Origin of the sequence: Diaphorobacter limosus (assembly GCF_033100095.1) — a bacterium.
In the GTDB taxonomy this organism is placed as follows: Bacteria; Pseudomonadota; Gammaproteobacteria; order Burkholderiales; family Burkholderiaceae_C; genus Alicycliphilus; species Alicycliphilus limosus.
In genome coordinates this window covers 3,637,133-3,651,825 of sequence record NZ_CP136921.1, presented here as the reverse complement: position 1 = coordinate 3,651,825, position 14,693 = coordinate 3,637,133, and the positions used below count along the sequence as shown (strand labels likewise).

General features: G+C 67.1%; 15 protein-coding genes and 1 tRNA gene. 10 read left to right on the top strand and 6 right to left on the bottom strand.

The window, feature by feature from the left end; all coding sequences use genetic code 11:
• The first annotated feature begins 14 nt into the window (after nt 1-14).
• From rdgB to P4826_RS17485, 7 genes are all read left to right on the top strand, one after another.
• Nucleotides 15-632, top strand: coding sequence for an RdgB/HAM1 family non-canonical purine NTP pyrophosphatase (rdgB, locus tag P4826_RS17515; RefSeq protein ID WP_317701631.1), 618 nt, complete (start codon nt 15-17; stop codon nt 630-632).
• Entirely contained in the window at nt 629-1,855 is a 1,227-nt protein-coding gene (gene hemW, locus P4826_RS17510) for a radical SAM family heme chaperone HemW (protein WP_317701630.1), read from the top strand. Before rdgB ends, hemW begins: the two co-directional genes overlap by 4 nt.
• A gap of 582 nt (nt 1,856-2,437) precedes the next feature.
• Nucleotides 2,438-3,259, top strand: coding sequence for a hypothetical protein (locus tag P4826_RS17505; protein WP_317701629.1), 822 nt, complete (start codon nt 2,438-2,440; stop codon nt 3,257-3,259).
• A gap of 19 nt (nt 3,260-3,278) precedes the next feature.
• Complete coding sequence (locus P4826_RS17500; RefSeq protein ID WP_317701628.1) at nt 3,279-3,815, top strand: GTP-binding protein; 537 nt, start codon at nt 3,279-3,281, stop codon at nt 3,813-3,815.
• A 19-nt stretch (nt 3,816-3,834) separates the two neighbouring features.
• The gene (locus tag P4826_RS17495) at nt 3,835-4,215 is read left to right on the top strand and encodes a roadblock/LC7 domain-containing protein (protein ID WP_317701627.1); all 381 of its coding nucleotides are present in this window, start codon (nt 3,835-3,837) and stop codon (nt 4,213-4,215) included.
• Nucleotides 4,212-4,577: a roadblock/LC7 domain-containing protein gene (locus P4826_RS17490; protein WP_317701626.1), complete on the top strand. Its 366-nt coding sequence runs from the start codon at nt 4,212-4,214 to the stop codon at nt 4,575-4,577. Before P4826_RS17495 ends, P4826_RS17490 begins: the two co-directional genes overlap by 4 nt.
• Nucleotides 4,578-4,686: 109 nt before the next feature.
• Complete coding sequence (locus P4826_RS17485; protein WP_317701625.1) at nt 4,687-5,046, top strand: hypothetical protein; 360 nt, start codon at nt 4,687-4,689, stop codon at nt 5,044-5,046.
• A gap of 213 nt (nt 5,047-5,259) precedes the next feature.
• On the opposite strand, the gene P4826_RS17480 is transcribed toward P4826_RS17485, so the two are convergent.
• The 4 genes from P4826_RS17480 to hrcA all read right to left on the bottom strand — a co-directional run bounded on the left by P4826_RS17480 (nt 5,260) and on the right by hrcA (nt 8,015).
• Nucleotides 5,260-5,586 carry an I78 family peptidase inhibitor gene (locus tag P4826_RS17480; RefSeq protein WP_317701624.1) on the bottom strand — a complete coding sequence of 109 codons (327 nt, stop codon included), beginning with the start codon at nt 5,584-5,586 and terminating at the stop codon, nt 5,260-5,262.
• A 100-nt stretch (nt 5,587-5,686) separates the two neighbouring features.
• Nucleotides 5,687-6,808 carry an SPOR domain-containing protein gene (locus tag P4826_RS17475; protein WP_317701623.1) on the bottom strand — a complete coding sequence of 374 codons (1,122 nt, stop codon included), beginning with the start codon at nt 6,806-6,808 and terminating at the stop codon, nt 5,687-5,689.
• 91 nt (nt 6,809-6,899) lie between these two features.
• A tRNA-Ile gene (locus P4826_RS17470) sits at nt 6,900-6,976 on the bottom strand.
• 34 nt (nt 6,977-7,010) lie between these two features.
• The gene (gene hrcA, locus P4826_RS17465) at nt 7,011-8,015 is read right to left on the bottom strand and encodes a heat-inducible transcriptional repressor HrcA (protein ID WP_317701622.1); all 1,005 of its coding nucleotides are present in this window, start codon (nt 8,013-8,015) and stop codon (nt 7,011-7,013) included.
• Nucleotides 8,016-8,043: 28 nt separating this feature from the next.
• Here hrcA and P4826_RS17460 point away from each other — a divergent pair, with 28 nt between their 5' ends.
• The 3 genes from P4826_RS17460 to rapZ are packed head-to-tail and all read left to right on the top strand — an operon-like array spanning nt 8,044 to nt 11,495.
• Nucleotides 8,044-8,940, top strand: a complete 897-nt coding sequence (locus P4826_RS17460; RefSeq protein WP_317701621.1) for an NAD kinase — start codon at nt 8,044-8,046, stop codon at nt 8,938-8,940.
• A gap of 2 nt (nt 8,941-8,942) precedes the next feature.
• Nucleotides 8,943-10,613, top strand: coding sequence for a DNA repair protein RecN (recN, locus tag P4826_RS17455; RefSeq protein WP_317701620.1), 1,671 nt, complete (start codon nt 8,943-8,945; stop codon nt 10,611-10,613).
• Between the two features lie 3 nt (nt 10,614-10,616).
• Nucleotides 10,617-11,495 (top strand): RNase adapter RapZ, encoded by an 879-nt coding sequence (gene rapZ / locus P4826_RS17450; RefSeq protein WP_317701619.1) that lies wholly within the window; start codon nt 10,617-10,619, stop codon nt 11,493-11,495.
• 103 nt (nt 11,496-11,598) lie between these two features.
• Here the strand turns inward: rapZ and mutY are convergent, their stop codons facing one another.
• Together mutY and P4826_RS17440 are read right to left on the bottom strand one after the other, a co-directional pair.
• A complete protein-coding gene (mutY, locus tag P4826_RS17445) occupies nt 11,599-12,657 on the bottom strand; it encodes an A/G-specific adenine glycosylase (RefSeq protein ID WP_317701618.1) in 1,059 nt (352 codons plus the stop codon).
• Complete coding sequence (locus P4826_RS17440) at nt 12,654-14,654, bottom strand: dynamin family protein (protein ID WP_317701617.1); 2,001 nt, start codon at nt 14,652-14,654, stop codon at nt 12,654-12,656. The genes mutY and P4826_RS17440 overlap by 4 nt, the downstream gene beginning before the upstream one ends.
• Nucleotides 14,655-14,693: the final 39 nt, after the last annotated feature.

The following is a 14,693-nucleotide window of genomic DNA, read 5'->3' as shown; positions in this document are numbered from 1 at the left end:
AAGGCATTTTGACCATGAAACTCGTACTCGCCTCCAACAACCGCGGCAAGCTCGCCGAGCTGCAGGCCATGCTGGCGCCGCTGGGCGTTGAGCTGATACCCCAGGCCGAGCTGGGCGTGGGCGAGGCCGAGGAGCCCTTCCACACCTTCGTCGAGAACGCACTGGCCAAGGCCCGCTTTGCCAGCGCCCACACCGGCCTGCCGGCGCTGGCCGACGATGCCGGCCTGTGCGTGGAGGCCTTCGGCGGCCTACCCGGCGTGCAGACCGCCCACTACGCCACGCAGTTCGGCTACGAGAAAAGCGACGCCAACAACGTGCACGCCCTGCTGGAGCAGCTGGCCGGCATCGAGAACCGCCGCGCCGCCATGGTCAGCACCCTGGTGGCCGTGCGCAGCCCGCAAGACCCCGAGCCGCTGATCGCCGTGGGCCGCGTGAGTGGCGAAATCACGCGCGAACCGCGCGGCGCGGGCGGCTTCGGCTTCGACCCGGTGATGCTGCTGCCCGCCTTCGGCAAGACCTTTGCCGAACTGCCCGCCGAGGTGAAGAACGCCCACAGCCACCGCGGCCGCGCAACGGCCCAGATGCTGGAGCTGATGCGCGAGCACTGGCTGCCGGACAGGTCAGAGACATGAACATCCCCATCGCCCCCGCCGCACAGACCGGCAGCGCCCCGCGCGACGTGCAGCACTACATGCGCGCCGGCCTGCTGCAACTGGCCAGCCTGCCGCCGCTGTCGCTCTACGTGCACCTGCCCTGGTGCCTGCGCAAATGCCCGTACTGCGACTTCAACTCGCACGAATCGCGCGACGAGCTGCCCGAGGCGCGCTACCTCGACGCCGTGGTGGCCGACCTGGAGGCCGCCCTGCCCCTGATCTGGGGCCGCACGGTGCACAGCATCTTCATCGGCGGCGGCACGCCCAGCCTGTTTGCGCCCGACGCCATAGACCGGCTGCTGGGCGACATACGCGCGCGCCTGCGCCTGGATGCCGGCTGCGAGGTCACGCTGGAGGCCAACCCCGGCACCTTTGAGAAGGAGCGCTTTCGCGCCTACCGCGGCGCCGGCGTCACGCGCCTGTCGGTCGGCGTGCAAAGCTTCAACGACCGGCACCTCAAGGCCCTGGGCCGCGTGCATGACCGCGCCCAGGCCCTGGCCGCCGTCGAAGAAGCCGCCAGCGCGTTCGAGACCTTCAACCTCGACATCATGTACGCCCTGCCCGGCCAGACCATGGCCGAGCTGGAGCAGGACATGCGCCAGGCGCTGGCATTTGCGCCTCCGCACGTCTCCATCTACCACCTGACGATAGAGCCCAACACCTGGTTCGCCAAACACCCCCCGCTCCTGCCCGAGGACGATGCGGCCTACGCCATGCTCGACCGCATCACCGAGCTGACGACCGAAGCCGGCCTGGCGCGCTACGAGGTCTCAGCCTACGCGCGGGGCAGCCACCAATGCCTGCACAACCGCAACTACTGGCAGTTTGGCGACTACCTGGGGCTTGGTGCAGGCGCGCACAGCAAGCTCAGTTTTGCCCATCGCATCGTGCGCCAGGTGCGTCTGCGCGACCCGCAGCGCTACATGGCCGGCGCCCTGGCCGGCCACGCCATCGCGCAAGACGAGGACGTGCGCCGCGCCGACCTGCCGTTCGAGTACATGCTCAATGCCCTGCGCCTGCGGGACGGTTTTGCGCTGCAGGAGTTCAGCGAGCGCACGGGCCTGGCCATCACCGCCATCGCCAAGGGCCTGCAAGAGGCCGAGGCCAAAGGACTGATTCAGCGCGACATGGAGCGCGTGCGCCCCACCGAGCGCGGTTTTGATTTTCTAAGCGACCTGCAGTCCCTGTTCCTGGTGGATTGATGGCTGGTACAGCGGTCCGAAAATATCGAAACATGAAAGCGCGCCTTCGCCCCCATGGCGGGGTTGCACATCCTCGCGATAGCTACGGCTATCGCTCCGGTTTGCGCCTAGGAGGCTGTCGGACTTGGGAATCGTCGGCTGCAAATTGTCCGCAGCGGCCCATTTTTCACCGTCTTTTTGCCCAATAGCTCGACTATTGGGCTGCAAATCCGGCAAAAACTGTGCTCGCTGGGGCCAATTTTCGCTTTCGACGCCCCAAGTCCGACAGCCTCCTAGCCCAGACCCAAAATCCATCGGTTTTATTTGTTCCATCAAGCGTCCAACACTGCACTAGACACCACCTCGTCCATGCTGACTATGTTCATTGCGCGACTATTCGATACCCATCGTCCATGTTGCACAAAACCAACATATTCTTCTGTGTGCAGCAGTTTGACCATTGAAGCCAGCAATACCTTTTTTCCGTTCTAAAAAGCGTGTATCGTTGCCAAATGCGTCTTGCTTCCGATCAAGCCGGCTGTAGCCGCGACATCGACTGGGATGTCTGAATCACGTCCATTCATCGCAGCACCTTGCCCGTCCATGCCTCCACTCAAACTTGGCATACATCAACTGGCCGCATCCGAGGCCATCGTGGTGCGCACCCTGATGTGGCTGTACGGAGGGCGCGATGGCTGCAACTGGGTGTTTGCCGACGCGCCGCCCTACGACGCGGTGCTGGTGGACGCCCCACCCGACGCACCGCCGACCATCGAAAACACCCGCCACCTGGTACATCTGACTCGCGCCGCCCATGCCAGCAAGGGGCCAGGTTCGCTGTCCCGCCCTCTGGGTGCGGACAAGTTACGCCAGTGCTTGCACCAAGTAGAGGCTTTGCTGACCGCATCGCCCGCCGCCCGCACCAACGAACCCGCCGAGACCGGCACTCCGCCAGCAAGCTCACCCGCAGCTTCTGCGGCAAACGCGCCCGCACCGCAAGACCCGCCCACTCTGCCAGCACCGTTGCTGCCCGTGCTGACCCCGCTCGATTTTCCAACGGCGTGCGCCGACCTCTTGCCCGCCGATGCGCCGCGCCATCGACTCAAGCGCTGGCCGCGGGCTGCCGTACTGCGCGCCGACCCCAAGCGCATCCGCATGGCCACCTTGCTGTCGCGCCGCGCGCTGAACATCCACGACCTGACGGTGCTGACCGGGTATGACGCGCCCGAATGCCAGGTGTTCATGCAGGTGCTGCGTTCATCCGATCTGCTGGCCAACGACGTCCTGCCCCGGGGGCCGGAGCCAGTGTCTGCGCTGCACGCCCCCCCGACTGCACCCGCCGTCATCGCCGCCACGATCCCATCAGCCGCTCCAAGCCTGGCTCGCGGCCTGATCGCGAGCTTTCGCCGCCGCCTTGGCCTGTAATTACCCACGCTATTACCGCATGACTGAATACAAGATCGTCTTCACCGGCAGCATGGGCGCCGGCAAGACCACGGCCATTGGCGCCGTCAGCGAAATCCCGCCCATCGTCACCGACGTCACCAACAACGACGCCTCGCACGGCAAGGAGCGCACCACGGTGGGCCTGGACTTTGGCCAGTTCACGCTGGACAACGGCGACCGCGTGCGCATGTTCGGCACGCCCGGACAGTCGCGCTTTGATTTTTTGTGGAAGATCCTGTCGAAGAACGCCATCGGCATGGTCATCCTGGCCGACAACTCGCGGCCCGACCCGCTGGCCGAGTTGCGCGTGTACCTGGAGGGCTTTGCCGACGAGCTGGCCACTCTGCCTTGCGCCATCGGCGTGGGCCGCCTGCAAACGCACGCATCGCCCAGCCTGGACGACTACATCGACGAGCTGGCGCGCCACCAACTGGTGCTGCCCGTGCTGGACGTGGACGTGCGCCAGCGCAGCGACGTGATCCTGCTGATCGACACCTTGCTGGCCCAGCTCGAGGCCAATCTCTTTGGGGAGTAGTCCGAATATGTCCGCAACCATGCCACTCGCGCCCGGCGCCACGAGCATTGCCCAACGCGAAGCCCAGGATCTGCTCGATCAAGTGGAGGGCGTGAACACTGTGGTGGTAGCCACCGTGGACGGCTTCGATGTCGCCTCGGCGCTGCGCACGGGCGAAGCGGCGCGCGTAGCCGCCATGGCCAGCTCCATATCGGCCATCAGCGCCGTGGTCTCGCAGGAGGCCCGCCTAGGGCGCAACAAAAGCGTCACCATCGACACCGAGGCCGGCTTTGCCGTGGTGCACAGCGTGTACCGCGAGGACGCCGAGCTCGTGATCATCGCTATCGCCCATGGCGGCGCCCTGCTGGGTCAGGTCAACTACCGGGTGGCGCAGTTCGCGCGCACCCTGGCCAGCGCATGACGCAGCAGGCCCTGCGCTCCACGCTCGAGGCCATGGCCGCGCTGCCTGGCGTAGATAGCTGCGCGCTGGTCGAAATCGATGCCGGCATGGTCTGGCACCACGCCGGTCAGACCGATGGCGTGCTGACCTTCGCCGAAGCGGCCAGCGACTACTGGCGTTTATCCGGCCGGTTGGCCGAACATTTCGAGGTTCTTGGCGATCTCCGCGCCTCGGTGATGATGCACGCCCGCGGGCGCATCACGCTGCTGCCTTGCGGCAACGGCATGCTGCTGGTGGCGCTGACGCGCGCCAAGTCCGAGCTGGACTGGATCCTGTGGCAAGACAAGGCCCGGCAACTGGCCGAGTTGGTGAATCGCTTGTGATGCAAGCCCATCCCATTTTCTTGTCTGGCGACGCGATGAGGTGCGTGGCGCGCCGCCGGCTCAATGCATCTCACGCCCATCCTCACAACCCTTCGAATTGGAAATGCCCATGGCAAACATCAAGCAAACCCTGGACGAACTCATGACCCTCGACGGCGCGATGTGCGCCTCGGTGGTCGACTCAAGCTCCGGCATGATGTTGGGCTCGATCGGCAGCGGCCTTGATCTGGAGGTGGCCGCCGCCGGCAACACCGAAGTCATCCGCGCCAAGGCCAAGACCATGCGCGCGCTGGGCCTGAACGACGTGATCGAGGACGTTCTGATCACGCTGGGTAAGCAATACCACATCATTCGCCCCTCGGCGCGCAAGGATGGCGTGTTCATCTACCTGGTGATGGACAAGCAGCGCGGCAACCTGGCCATGGCCCGCCGCAAGGTGCAGGACGTGGACAAAGAGTTGAACTTCTGATTGACCCAAAAGAGGTCTCGCCCAAACAGAAGCCCCGGCCACGCCCTAGTGCAGTGTTGGACGCTTGATGGAACCAATAAAACCGATGGATTTTGGGTCTGGGCTAGGCGCAAACCGGAGCGATAGCCGTAGCTATCGCGAGGATGTGCAACGCCGCCCAGGCCGAAAAGGCGCGGTTTTATGTTCCAGATAGCGTCGAACACTGCACTAGTATCAACCGCAGCGCACGGCCGTAATCGTGCCGTTGCCATCCACCTCCAGGTTCAACCTCTGGGCATCAAACGCCTGAGCCGCTGTCCCCGGATGCACCACGCGCGCCATGCGCGCGCCAGACCGCACGCGCGCCTCTTCCACCACCCTGGCCGTGCCGCTTTTGCCCACGGCCCACTGCGCTGCCTGGACATTGCAGGTGCCCCCCACGGGCGCGGTGCTGGCGCCAATGGGCACCGGTGCACTGGCCGGCCCGAGTTGCGAACACCCGCCCAGCAGCCACACAGCCACCAGGCCCGTCAGCCAGGCAATGCGCAATGAATTCCACATGTTCAGTCCTTCCAGAAAAAAGAAACCCCCATACCCCAGGTGACGCGCCCGGCGCAGCACTGCCGCTGTTGTTCCAATCCCTGTTCAAGCCCGAGCGCAGTCACTGCGCGGCCGCCACGGCATCGAGCCCCAGCGCACGCACACGCGCCGCAGCCTGATTGGCCTGCGCGGCCGAGGTAAACGGCCCCACGCGCACACGCTGCAAGCGGCTGCCGTCGGCCCGCACCAGCGGGTCGATGGTGGCCGACAAGCCCGCCTGCCGCAAGCGCAGGTAGGCGCGGCGCGCGTTTTCAGCGTCGGCAAACAGCCCCACGTTGACATACAGCCGCCGCTGCGCCCTGCTGGCAGGCGCGCGCTCTTCGACTGGTGCGACGGCTTGGGCACGCGGCTCGGACGTGGCTTGCGGCGCAGCGGCAACAGGTGCGGATTCCGGCACCGCTTGCGCCGATGGCGGCCGTGCGGCCGGCGTCCGAACAACGGCCGCGGGCCATGGATCAGGCTCCGCCATGCCGGGTTCTCCGGCCGGATCGGGCAAGGACTCCATCACCGCAGCCGATGGCAGCGCCGGCTGCGAGGGTTGCGGCACCGACTCGGGCCTGGCCGTCGCCACGACCGTCACGGCCACCGCGTCTTGCACCGGTTGGGCCGTCACACGGCCCGCAAACGTCCACCACGCGGCAACAACGACCAGCACCAGCCCTGCCGCCGCTGACGCCACCAACCACCAAAGCCTGCGCCAGCTGGCAGCCTGGCGCTGCAGCAAGGCCACGGCCTCGCGCATGTTGGGCGCGGCAGACACGGCGGCGGTCATGCGCCTGTGCACGTCGGCATGCACCAGTGCGTCGCCATACAAGCCCAGCCCGGCGCCCAGCATCAGCAAGCCCGCCAGGGCCACGCCGCCCAGCATGGGCAGGGGCACGGCCAGCCATCGATGCCCGGCCCACAGCAGCAACGCGCCCGCCACCAGACCCAGCGCCAGCACCAACGCATGGCGCCACAGCCGCCTGAAAACCAGCCATCCCAGCGGGCACAGGGCCGCCGCCAGATTCCACCCGGGCAGCACCCGCCCCACCCCATCGAAGCGTTCAAACGCTGCCAGGTAGTGATCAGGATTCACTGCGCCCAGCGCTGCACGATACAGCGCCGGTGCGACGCTGGTGTACTGCGCGGCCGCGCCAGCCTGTTCGGCGGCATGTGCGGCATAGGCGGTGTGGCTTGGCATGCGCGCGATTCTGGCATGCAGGCCATGCGCCCGCCCAGGAGCAAAAAAGCAAAAACCCGCCACAAACGAAGTCGTGGCGGGTTTTCTGGACTGGTAGGGCGTGTAGGACTTGAACCTACGACCAAAGGATTATGAGTCCTCTGCTCTAACCAACTGAGCTAACGCCCCAGGGTGCGCAAGACGCAATCGCGCATTGTAGTGGCTACTTGTGGTGGCTCAGAGCGTTGGAGACCAGTTTGGAGGTGATGTCCACGATCTGGATCATGCGGTCGTAGGGCATGCGCGTGGGGCCTATCACGCCCAGGGTGCCGACCACCTGGCCATCGACCTCATAGGGTGCGCTAACCACGGACAGCTCTTCAAATGGCACGACCTGACTTTCGCCGCCGATGAAGATGCGCACACCCTCGGCGCGGCTGGAGATATCGAGCAGGCGCAGGATCTGGGTTTTTTGCTCGAACAGGTCGAAGGCGCGCCGCAGATGGCCCATGTCGCCAGAAAAATCACTCACCGCCAGCAGGTTGCGCTCGCCCGAGAACACCACCTCGTCCTGCGATTCCGACATGGCCTGCGAGCCCACGTTCACGGCCGCCTGCATCAGTGTGGCGATCTCGCCGCGCAGCTTGTCCACCTCAAGCTTCAGGCGCTCGCGCACCTGCTCCATGGTCAGGCCGGCGTAGTGGGCGTTCAGGAAGTTGGCCGCCTCCACCAGTTGCGACGGGGTGTAGTCGGCCTCGGTGAAGATCACCCGGTTTTGCACGTCGCCATCGGGCGAGACGATGATCACCAACAGGCGGCGCTCGGACAGGCGCAGAAACTCGATATGCCGAAACACCGAGGCGCGGCGCGGCGCCATGACCACACCGACGAACTGCGACAGGTTGGACAGCAGCTGCGCCGCGTTGGCGATCACCTTTTGCGGCTGTTCGGGCATGAGCTGCAGGGCCGGCAGCTGCTCCTGCTGCACGGTGAGCATGGTGTCGACGAACAGGCGGTAGCCGCGCGCCGTGGGAATGCGCCCGGCGGAGGTGTGGGGGCTGGCGATCAGGCCCAACTCCTCCAGGTCGGCCATCACGTTGCGTATGGTGGCGGGTGACAATTCCAGGCCCGATGCCCGCGACAGGGTTCTGGAACCCACCGGCTGCCCATCGGCGATGTAGCGTTCCACCAGCGCCTTGAGTAACAACTTGGAGCGGTCGTCGAGCATCGGCTCATTTTAATGATGTAATTTCCGCATGAAGCCCATCTTCCGCCGTGTCGCAGTCATAGGCAAATACCGAGAGCCCGTTGCCGGCGCGCCGCCGGCAAGCTCGCGGCAGATCATCGAGGGCATTGCCCGCCTGATCATCCAGGAGGGCGGCGAGGCCACGCTGGAGGCCGAAACCGCAGCCACCCTGGGCATCACCGGCTACCCGCAGCTGGATGTGGACGCCATTGGCGGGCATTGCGACCTGTGCGTGGTGGTGGGTGGTGATGGCACCATGCTGGGCGTGGGCCGGCGGCTGGCCGCCTATGGCACGCCGCTGGTGGGCATCAACAAGGGGCGCCTGGGCTTCATCACCGACATTCCGCTGCAAAGCTACGAGACCTCGCTGACCGCCATACTGCACGGCGAGTACGAGGAGGACGTGCGCCCGCTGATGCAGGCCCGCGTGGTGCGCGGCGGCGAATGCGTTTTCGAGGCGCTGGCGCTCAACGACGTGGTCGTCAACCGCGGCTCCACCGCCGGCATGGTGGAGCTGCGCATCGAGGTGGACGGGGTGTTCGTCTCCAACCAGCGCGCCGATGGCCTGATCGTCGCCTCGCCCACGGGCTCCACGGCCTACTCGCTGTCGGCGGGCGGGCCGATGCTGCACCCCTCCATCCCCGGCTGGGTGCTGGTGCCGATTGCGCCGCACACGCTGTCCAACCGCCCCATCGTGCTGTCCGACTCCTCCGAGATCGCCATCGAGGTGGCCGGCGGGCGCGGCATCAGCGCCAACTTCGACATGCAGTCGCTGGCCTCGCTGCAGCGCGGCGATCGGGTGCTGGTGCGCCGCTCGGCGCATCGCGTGTGCTTTTTGCACCCGCGCGGCTGGAGCTACTTTTCCACCCTGCGCAAGAAGCTGCGCTGGAACGAGGGAGGCTCCTGAACATGGCCTTGAGGCGCATCGCGCTGCGCGACTTCGTCATCGTGCAGGCGCTGGATCTGGATCTGCAAGCGGGCTTCACCGTGCTCACCGGCGAGACCGGCGCGGGCAAGTCCATCCTGATTGACGCACTGCAGCTGCTGCTGGGCGCACGCGCCGACAGCGGCGTGATCCGCGAAGGGGCAGAGCGCACCGACATCAGCGCCGAGTTCGACATCGGCCCCGCAGCACTGACCGACTGGCTCGATGAGGCCGGCTTCCCGCACGACGAGCTGCTGCTGCGCCGCACCATAGACCTGCAGGGCAAGAGCCGCGCCTGGATCAACGGCCTGCCGGCCACGGCCACGCAGATGCGCGCCCTGGGCGAGCATCTGCTGGACATACACGGCCAGCATGCCTGGCAAAGCCTGACGCGGCCGGACGCCGTGCGCGGCCTGCTCGACGCCTATGCCGGCGTGCAGGCGCAGCCCCTGGCCGCTCTGTGGCAGACCTGGCGCGAGGCGCAGAAGGCCCTGCTCCATGCCCGCGCCGCACAGGACACGCTGCAGCAGGAGCGCGAACGCCTGCAGTGGCAGATCACCGAGGTGGACAAGCTGGCGCCGAGCGACGATGAATGGGACGAGCTCAACGCCCGGCACGCACGCCTGTCCAACGCCCAGGCCCTGCTGGACAACGCCCAGGGCGCCCTGGGCGCGCTGCAGGGCGACGACGCCGGCGGCGCGCTGAGCGCGCTGGCCCAGGCGCAGCATCTGCTGCAGGACTACGAACATGTGGACGCATCATTTCGCGCCTTCAACGAGGTGCTGAGCGCCTGCATCGCCCAGGCCGGCGACGTGGCGCATTCGCTGCAGGCCTACCTGCGCCACGCCGAGCCCGACCCCGAGCTGCTGGAGCAGCTCGATGCACGCCTGGCGCAATGGATGCAGCTGGCACGCCGCTACAAGCGCCAGCCGCCCGAGCTGCCGGCGCTGCTGGCGGGCTGGAAGGAGGCGCTGCGCCAACTCGACAGCGCCACCGACCTGGCGGCGCTGGAGGCGGCCGAGCAAACCCACGCCGCCGCTTACCAGAAGGCGGCCCGCGCCCTGTCACAAAAGCGCGCCAAGGCCGCGCCGCAGCTGGCCCAGGCCATCACCCAGGCCATGCAGGGCCTGGGCATGACCGGCGGGCGCTTCGAGGTGCAGGTGGACAAGGCGGCCGAGCCCGGCCCGCAGGGCATGGATCAGGTCGCCTTTCTGGTCGCCGGCCACCCCGGCATGACGCCGCGCCCCGTGGGCAAGGTGGCCTCGGGCGGCGAGCTTTCGCGCATCGCGCTGGCCATCTCGGTCACCACCAGCGAGCTGGGCGAGGCGCCCACGCTGATCTTTGACGAGGTCGATTCGGGCGTGGGCGGCGCCGTGGCCGAGACCGTGGGCCGGCTGATGCAGCAGCTCGGGCGCGCGCGCCAGGTGCTGGCCGTGACCCACCTGCCCCAGGTGGCGGCCTGTGCCGATCGGCATCTGGTGGTCTCCAAGCAGCGCAGTGCCGCCGGCACGACCAGCGCCGTGGCCGTCGCCGACGCCGATGAGCGCGTGGCCGAAATCGCCCGCATGCTGGGCGGCCAGCAGCAGTCCCCCACCACCATGGCGCATGCCCGCGAAATGCTGGCCGGCGCACGCCCAGCCACCACCACGGGTTGAACCATGTCACTGGAAATCGTCGTCATCACCGGCATGTCCGGATCGGGCAAGTCCCTGGCGCTGCGCGCGCTGGAGGACTCCGGCTACTACTGCGTGGACAACCTGCCGCCGGAGCTGCTGGCGTCCTTCGTCGCGCTGGAGCATTCGCACCGCAGCCAGCGCGTGGCCGTGGCCATGGACGTGCGCAGCGCCACCGCCCTGCCGCTGGTGCCGCAGCAGCTCAACCGGCTGCGCGAGACCGGCGTGCAGGTGCGCTCGCTGTTCCTGGACGCGAGCACCGGCACCCTGGTGCGGCGCTTTTCCGAGACGCGCCGGCGCCACCCGTTGTCACAGCACGAGCTGCCGGAAACCCGGCTTGCGCTGGTGCAGACCATAGAGCTGGAGCGCCAGCTGCTGGCCGAGCTGCGCGAGCAGTCCTACGTCATAGACACCAGCGTGCTGCGCCCGGCGCAGCTACTGACCTACGTCAAGGAACTGCTGGCTGTCAAGCCGGGCCAGCTGACGCTGGTGTTCGAGTCCTTTGCCTTCAAGCACGGCGTACCGTTCGACTCGGACTATGTGTTTGACGTGCGCATGCTGCCCAACCCGCATTACGAACCGACGCTGCGCGCCCTCACCGGCAGGGACGCGCCGGTAGCCGAATACCTGCGCCAGCAACCCGAGGTGGAGCGGATGCAGTCCGACATCAGCCAGTTTCTGGAGCACTGGCTGGATGCGCTGGCGCAAAACCACCGCAGCTACGTCACCGTGGCCATAGGCTGCACGGGCGGACAGCACCGCTCCGTGTACCTGGCGGAGCAGCTGAGCGCACAGTTTGCCAGTCACTGGAGCACGCTGTGCCGGCACCGCGAGCTCGATGGGATTCGGCATAGCGCTACGTAATTTATAGCTGCTAGCGCCTTGCATTAAACGATTTGATGCACTTGGCATCTCCAATTCCCCATGGAACAGGCGCAAACAGCTATAATTTTAATAGCAACTCCATCTACAGCGCAGCCAGCAGCTTGCGCACCGGCGCCGGCAGGCCCAGGGCCTGCCACTGGCCAGGGGCAAACCAGTCGGCCGCCGATGTGTCGCGGCAATGCCCTGCCAGGCCGGCCGCGCCGCCCCGCACCAGCACCGGGTGCAGATGCAGATCACGGTGCGTGAGCACATGGGTGAAGGCGGGCAGATCCTGCACTTCGGGCAGAACCTCTGGCATCAGCGCCTCCTCCAGATCACGCCGGCTGGCATAGACCGGCGGGCAGTACAACCCGGCCCAGATGCCGGCGGACGCGCGCCGCTCCAGCCACAGGCGGCCGGCCCCATCCTGGCGCAGCAGCAGCCACCAGGCCTCGGCCCGGCGCTTGAGCTTGCGCGTGCGCACCGGGTAGCGCTCGGCATCGCCAGCGCGCCCGGCCACGCAGACCGGCTGCAGCGGGCACAGCATGCAGCAAGGGCTTCTGGGCAGGCAGATGCCGGCGCCCAGATCCATCAACCCCTGGGTGTAGCGCGGCATGGTGCTGGCCAGATCGGTATTGGGCAACAGCGCCTCGGCCAGGCTCCACAGGGCGCGCTCGTTCCTGGCCTCGGCCAGATCGGCACCGAAGCCGAGCACACGGGTAAGCACGCGGCGCACATTGGCGTCGAGTATCGGGGCACGCACGCCATAGCAGAACGCGGCAATGGCGCCGGCGGTGGAGCGGCCAATGCCCGGCAGCGCGGCCAGCTCATGGACCGTGCGCGGAAACTCGCCGCCATGCTCGGCGACCACGATCTGCGCGCAGCGGTGCAGGTTGCGCGCGCGGCTGTAGTAGCCCAGGCCACTCCACAGCGCCAGCACCTCGTCCTGCGGCGCGGCCGCCAGCTGCCGCACATCGGGAAAGCGCGCCAGAAAGCGCGCGTAGTACTCCAGCACCGTCACCACCTGGGTCTGCTGCAGCATGATTTCGGACAGCCACACGCGGTAGGCGTCGCGCGTGTTCTGCCAGGGCAGCTGGTTGCGCCCATGCTCTGCCTGCCAGCGCACGACCTGCGCTGCGATCTCCACCGGTGCGCCGCTCATGCCGTCGCCACGCGCGTCAAAGGCAGGGGCTCGGTCTGTGGCTGGGCCATGTCCGGGGCCGCAGCAGCTTCATCGACAAGCGCTTGCGGCGCCAGCTGCGCGGTGAGCTCGAGCAGGCGCTGCTCCAGCACCGCCAGGTTGCGCTCGGCGTCCTCGATCTCCGCAATACGCTCCATCAGGCCGCTGGCTGCATCCTGGATGCGGTTCACGGCCTCGATGCGCCGCGCAAAGCTGTGCCTGCGCTCACGCATCTGGGCCTCCAGCTGGGAGCTGGCCGAGTTGCTCCACAGCTCCAGCTCATTGGCCACGGCCTCGAACACCGTGCGCAGGCGTTGAGTCAGGGCGTGCAGCAGGCGCGGCCCATGCTCTGGCTGTGCCAGGCGCAGCGTGCTGGCCAGGCCTATGTACTGCAGGTGGCGCCGCTCTATGGCCGTGATCTCCCGTATATGGGCCGCCAGGGTGGGCGCCTGCGGCACCTGCAGCGAGAAACCGAAATCGGTGTTCAGCTGGCGGAAAGTGCCGCCAAGCATGGCCTGGATTTCGCCGCCCGCGGCCTGGGCCGCATCGATGGCGCCGCGCACCTGGTCAAAGGCCTCGCCATACACCTTGCGCACGCCCAGCTTCAGGCCCGGGTGCTGCAATGCCTCGGCCAGCGCCGCCAGGTGCACCCTGAGCCCGCGCGGCCCCAGCCGCTGGAACAAATCGCGCAGCATCTTCATGTGCACGGCGCGCACGGCCTGGATCTTGGTCGTGCTGGCCTCGAACTCCTGCTGCTCGACCTCGATGCGGCCACGCATGGCATCGATCACCGAAGCATTCTTGCCGCGCAGGCTGCGCAGCTCCAGCATCTGCTCGTCAAGGTCGCGCCGGCGGAAATGGAGCAGGCGCCGTATCTCGGCCTCCAGGCTGGCCACGCCGCTGCCCACCGTGGCGCGCAGGATGGCCTGGCGCCGGCCCATGATGCCCGTGCCCAGGATCACCTCCAGCTGCGGCAGGCCACTGGCCTGCAACAGATCGTCATCGCAGCGGATCTTGGCCAGCAAGCCCTTTTGCGCCGACACCGCCACGACCTGATCCGGCTGCACGCCCAGCAACTGCGCGGCGCCGGCGCATTGGCGCTCGATCTGTGCCTGCACCTGTTCCTGCGGGGTCAACTCATCCCACAAGGTGTCGATCTTGTTGAGCACCATCAGCCGCGCGTCCACCGCATCCTCGGCGGCGCCCAGGTGTTCGCGCCAGATGGCCAGGTCAGAGCGCGTGACGCCCGTGTCCGCGGCCAGGATGAAGACCACCGCATGCGCTTGCGGAATCAGGTTGATGGTCAGCTCGGGCTCGGCTCCGACGGCGTTCAGGCCCGGCGTATCCAGAATCACCAGTCCCTGCTTGAGCAGCGGATGCGGCAGGTTGACGATGGCGTGGCGCCACGCCGGCACCTGCACCATGCCGTCGGCATCAGGCGTCAGGCCGGCTCCGTCCGCCTCGTCGCTCCAGAAACCCAGCGCGCGGGCCTCCTGCAGCGGCACGCTGCGCATCTCGGACAGTTTCTCCAGTGTCCTGGCCATCTGCTCTGGATCATCCATGTTCAACGCCAGCCTGACCCAGCTGCCGGGCCTGAGGCGCCACTCGGCCACCCCGGACGCCTGCAGGCGTGTCTCTATGGGCAGCAGGCGCAGGCAGGGCTCGATGGCGCCGTCATAGCCCAGCTCGGTGGGACACATGGTGGTGCGCCCGGCGCTCGCCGGCATGATGCGCCGCCCGTAGCCGGCAAAAAAGATGGCATTGATGAGCTCGGACTTGCCGCGCGAGAACTCGCCCACGAAGGCCACGGTGACCTTGTCGCTGCGCACCTGCTGCTCCAGGCGCTCAAGGCGCTCCTGCACCCCGGCATCCAACAGATCGTTCGCGCCCATCCACTGCCCCAGCTGCGCCAGCTGGTGCGCAAACATGCGCCGCCAGGTGCCATGCTGATCAAAGCGTTGGTTGAATGAGGGCCCCACGTTGCTCCCGGGTATCCATGCGTCAATGCGAGCGCCCAC